The following is a 4,408-nucleotide window of genomic DNA, read 5'->3' as shown; positions in this document are numbered from 1 at the left end:
TGGCCGAACAAGGAGATGATGAAACGAAGCAAGATCAAGCTTGACACTCATCGCCCCATACAGGTGAAAACCTGACGGTTGATACCCAAATCGAATTGCAGCAAAGGATGAAGAGCAGTCCTTGCGGCAGTTGCAAACTCAGCGGGAGATTGGCGACAACCCGAGAACGTCCTGCATGTCGTATTCGCCGGGTTTATGGTCTGAAACCCAGCGTGCGGCAGTCAACGCACCGCGCGCGAACATGCCGCGATCCAAAGCGGAATGCGACAGTGTCAGAATCTCTTCGTCGGCGGCAAATACCACACTATGCTCTCCAATGATGCCGCCGCCTCGCAATACGGAAAACCCGATTTCACCAAGCGCTCGCTCGCCAATAATGCCATCGCGCCCGCGCCGTTCGACGGGAGCAAGCGGAACGCCCCGACCACTGGCCGCTGCTTCGCCTAGCATCAGCGCCGTTCCAGATGGTGCATCGATCTTCCGGCGATGGTGAGCTTCATGGACCTCGATATCCCAAACTTCAGCTGGGAAAGAGCGCGCGGCGCGCTCAACTAGGCCCACCAGCATGTTCACGCCAAGGGAGAAGTTGCCTGAACGCACGATCGCTATTTTACGTGCCGCCTCGGCGATCCGAGCGAGGTGAGTGTCCTCAAACCCTGTTGCGCCGATCACCATTGCTGGTCGACCCATCGCGGCGCACTTTTCTGCAAGCGCCGCCGATGCTTGGCCGGTCGTGAAATCCACGACGACATCCGCAGCGCGGAGCGCTGCGTCAACATGAATCAATCCGTCGACGACTTTTTCGGGGCGTCCGAAGCCTCCTACGAGCGAAAAGGCAGGTGCTGCGGCGACAGCAGCGAGTAATGCTCTGCCCATGTGGCCCTGCGCGCCAGCGACAGCGATTCTAATAGCAGGCACCAATGTTCTTCCCTTAGCAACATCAAGATTAAAATCGACAGTTTCGTATCGATTTTGTACCGTCGCAGAAGTGGCCCATCGCGACAACGTCTAAGGTCCGCAACGGGGTGATGGAAAGCGGCCTTGCGGCACAAGTGTCTGTCTGGATCAGTGTCCAAGCGTTTCACTCAGGAAAACGTGTGAATCCTGAAACGAGCGATTGGCGGCGAGTTCATTGTATTGCAGGAAGTGGCCGAAGGACGAGATGCCCGTTTTCAGGTTCTCGGCGTCGAATGAGTGCGGGGCGTCCGGGTAGACGATGAGTTTGACGGGGCTCCCTTTGCCGCTGCGTTGCTCCATCATTTTCCGGCAGGCCGCCGCCGGGGTCCAATCGTCGCGTTCGCCGATTAGGATCAAGGTCGGAACGGCCATCTCACCACTCGTTACCGAGCATGAGGGGTAGTAGGCAATCGCAGCTTGGAATTTCTGCTTCATAAGCGCTTCCGCAGCGCCAAGCTGGACGGCTTGCAGCACAGCGATTCCGCCAGCGGAGAACCCCATTACCGCGACGCGTCGAGAGTCGACGAAGCCGAGCGTGGTGAGGAATTCCAAGGCGCCGTAGGCGTCGTTGACCCGATCGTAAAACAGCCGGTCGCAGGTATGCCGGATGCCGCGCGTCGTGAAACTGTCGACGGCTAATACGACATACCCCCAGGACGACAATCTTCTTGACCAGGCCTCTCTTTCTCGGAGGCCAAGGCCGGCACAGCCGTGAAGCAGGACGACAGCCGGGAACGGTCCATCCCCTGATGGGCGTGTCAGGAATCCCCGTATCGGCGCGCCGGAAAAAACTTTTGGTTTTTCGCCACGCTCCCGCGCCATGCGCGTCTGAAACGGTGTCGGCTGGAATGAGGCGCTTTTGAACTTCACCAACTGGTCGGCATTCGAATGAAAAATTCCAAGACAAATGATGATACCGCAGAAGATCAGTCTGGCTGCATTTCGAAGGAAGGCTGGTAGGCCAAAGTCGATCCAGCGGGTGTGCATCTCGGCTCCAGTCCCTCAGACTTCTTATCGACCGAGCTTATGCGCTGACCGGCAAGGTCTTCAATGGGTCGGCTTCGGCCGCTCGACCGTGATCGCTTTAACGACCGCCCTGGGCGCTAAGCAGCTATTGGCTCCCCCGCCGCACCGTCTCGACCGCGAGTGACCCTCTCGGCAACGGTCGCAAAAGTTCAGCTTCGGGGTGGATCCAGGCTGCCCAGTCCGCCGGCTGGAGCACAACGACTTGTCGGTTGTGGTAAGGCGCCACGTCCGGCCCCGGCGCAGTCGTGAGCATGGTGAACGTAGGCGGCTTGTTGCCGGCGCCTTCTTTCCACAACGCGGCGATCGCCATGAACGGGGAGTCGGCTGGGCATTCTAAACGAGGTGATGGACAAACACCTTGGGTTCCCGCTACTGCGCGCTCCAAAGCTCACATTTCATCCTTTTACGCGCTACGGACTGGTAAAAGCTGTCGGTAGAGACCTTGCGAAACCCCTTTGCTTTTGCCGCCGCTCGTTCAGCTTGAGCTCCAGCAGATTCACCTACGATGATTGACCATCCCAAATGCCCCTTGGGCGCTTTCGTCCATCTGAGTGTTTCTTGGTTGCCCTCTGGCGACTTGGCAGCAGGTCCTGACCGAGGCATTTGGCATGAGATTGAAATGGGCATGAGCCCTGTATCTGCCATACGCTTCAGCATCAGAAAATTAGGATCAATCCCATAGTATGGCCTTCCATTTACAGATATTTGAGATTGAGCGGCGCACCCCGAAAGCACACCCGCAACTAAACACACATATGCCGCCTTCACCGTCCCGCTCCTCCTCCGCTCACCACCTTGCGCGCGCTCACCTGCTCACGAAGCCTCGCCCGCCATGACTCCCACCGTTGGCACGGTCGGGACTAGTCCCTTCCAGATGGTCGGCGCCGCTGAGAGGATCAATCCGTCGAGATCGAACACTGAACTACTTGACCCGTTGCTTTGTCACGAACCCTTTTCGAAAACACGCGGTGAAGGCCGATTGCGCGTGATTTAGCCTCACTGCTCGCAACGTAATCGGGAGTGCCGACATGCATTACCCAGCGAATGTCTCTGGGGGGGACAGGTTTCCACGTAACTTTTGATCCATAGGCCGCTTTGCCCGGAGCTGTGCTATCGAACCGGCAGTCGATTGCTGCGGGCATCATGCCTTTCTTAGCCATTGCGCCGTCAACCCTGTCAAAATTTGACTTCGTAAGCCATCGATTCGCACCGCTAGTTGAAACTGTAGTGCACCCTCCCAGAGATATGCTCGATATCAAAAGCCCGATGGCCAATGCGCTGCCTACGGATGACCGCCGATTGCCTTCCTGATTCTGTTTCATACCCGCCCCTCAGACTGAAAGTAGTTCGGGCTAGATAGGACGTCGGCGGGAAACAACGCAAGGCCACTTTTTTAGTATTCCCCCCCGAAAATCTTGTGGCGAAGCATGCGGCAGGTCTCCTTACCGTGCAGGTGCATCACACGGCCGATCATCCCCGCTTGACCCTGTGTCGCCGGCCTCTCCATCCCCTCCCGCTAAGGTGCGGATCACTTATCCGCAGAAGCTAGCGATCTTCGAAAAACACAAGGAATTGCCCGCCCCAAGGGGCGTTGCGATAACTCAACGCTGAGGTGGGCTTTGCAGCGTGAAGGCGTCCGGCAGAATCCCCTTTTCAACTTGGTTCCAGCTAACGGGAGCCGCGACCGGAAAGCCTGGGCGGGCACGTGGTGAATAGGCGCCCACAGCCGTGTTCCCGCGCCCATTGCGGAGATAATCGAGAAAGATGCGCCCATTGCGAGCGGACGGCGCGGCCGAGACAACATGGCGTTCAGGCTGCTTGCCGACGAGTCGCTGTGCCAGCTTACGTGCATACAGCCTGGCGGCGTCGTGGGTGATGACGGCCTGCAAAGGCGCCATCACATGCACGCCTTTGCCGCCGGTCAGTTTGGGCCAGCTATCGAGACCTTCTGACCGCAGCATGTCGCGCAACGTCAGTGCCGTGCCGGCGACTAGCTCCCATTCGATTGCGACGCTAGCGACACGGGCCATGACTCTTTTCGTCCAGCGCGCCGAATATCGCGATACTCAGGCCATGAACGCCAAGACGGACGAACTGCTTCGCGCGGTCGGCAAGGCTGATACCGAGACGGTCAAGATCGACAAAGAGGAACCTGAAGAGATTGAAAGAGAACGAGAGCGAAAGCAGCAATGAGATTGACCGATAACGAGACCCGGCATAGCCGCGCGAAACCGTTGCAGCCCCAATGCGTTGGGTTGGGCCGCAAGTTACCGGATGAGCCGACAGACCATTGCCTACGGGAGAGGACTGGCAATGGTCTGTTGGATCAGACCGACTTCCAGATTTAATGTCCTGCTATACCTTTCGGCACCGCGGGCTGTGATCCCAGTCGCTTAGGTCACTCGATGACTTTGATGATCTTGCG

Annotated in this window: 3 protein-coding genes and 2 pseudogenes; 1 reads left to right on the top strand and 4 read right to left on the bottom strand. The window is 57.9% G+C overall.

Annotated elements, in window-relative coordinates; all coding sequences use genetic code 11:
- Positions 1–138: 138 nt before the first annotated feature.
- From dapB to ligD, 4 genes and pseudogenes are all read right to left on the bottom strand, one after another.
- Positions 139–921 (bottom strand): 4-hydroxy-tetrahydrodipicolinate reductase, encoded by a 783-nt coding sequence (gene dapB / locus AC0L2B_RS00325; protein WP_473743654.1) that lies wholly within the window; start codon positions 919–921, stop codon positions 139–141.
- Positions 922–1,065: 144 nt separating this feature from the next.
- Complete coding sequence (locus AC0L2B_RS00320; RefSeq protein WP_473743653.1) at positions 1,066–1,944, bottom strand: dienelactone hydrolase family protein; 879 nt, start codon at positions 1,942–1,944, stop codon at positions 1,066–1,068.
- Between the two features lie 124 nt (positions 1,945–2,068).
- A pseudogene (locus AC0L2B_RS00315) lies at positions 2,069–2,305 on the bottom strand (SOS response-associated peptidase family protein); the annotation flags it as partial.
- Positions 2,306–3,584: 1,279 nt separating this feature from the next.
- A pseudogene (gene ligD / locus AC0L2B_RS00310) lies at positions 3,585–3,989 on the bottom strand (non-homologous end-joining DNA ligase LigD); the annotation flags it as partial.
- Between the two features lie 22 nt (positions 3,990–4,011).
- Between ligD and AC0L2B_RS00305 the strand changes: the two are divergent.
- Positions 4,012–4,176 carry a low affinity iron permease family protein gene (locus AC0L2B_RS00305; protein WP_473743651.1) on the top strand — a complete coding sequence of 55 codons (165 nt, stop codon included), beginning with the start codon at positions 4,012–4,014 and terminating at the stop codon, positions 4,174–4,176.
- The last annotated feature ends 232 nt before the right edge of the window (positions 4,177–4,408 follow it).

It is taken from the genome of Mesorhizobium sp. WSM4815 (assembly GCF_055811575.1).
The sequence above is the reverse complement of the archived record's forward strand: the minus strand, read 5'-3'. Positions and strand labels throughout refer to the sequence as shown.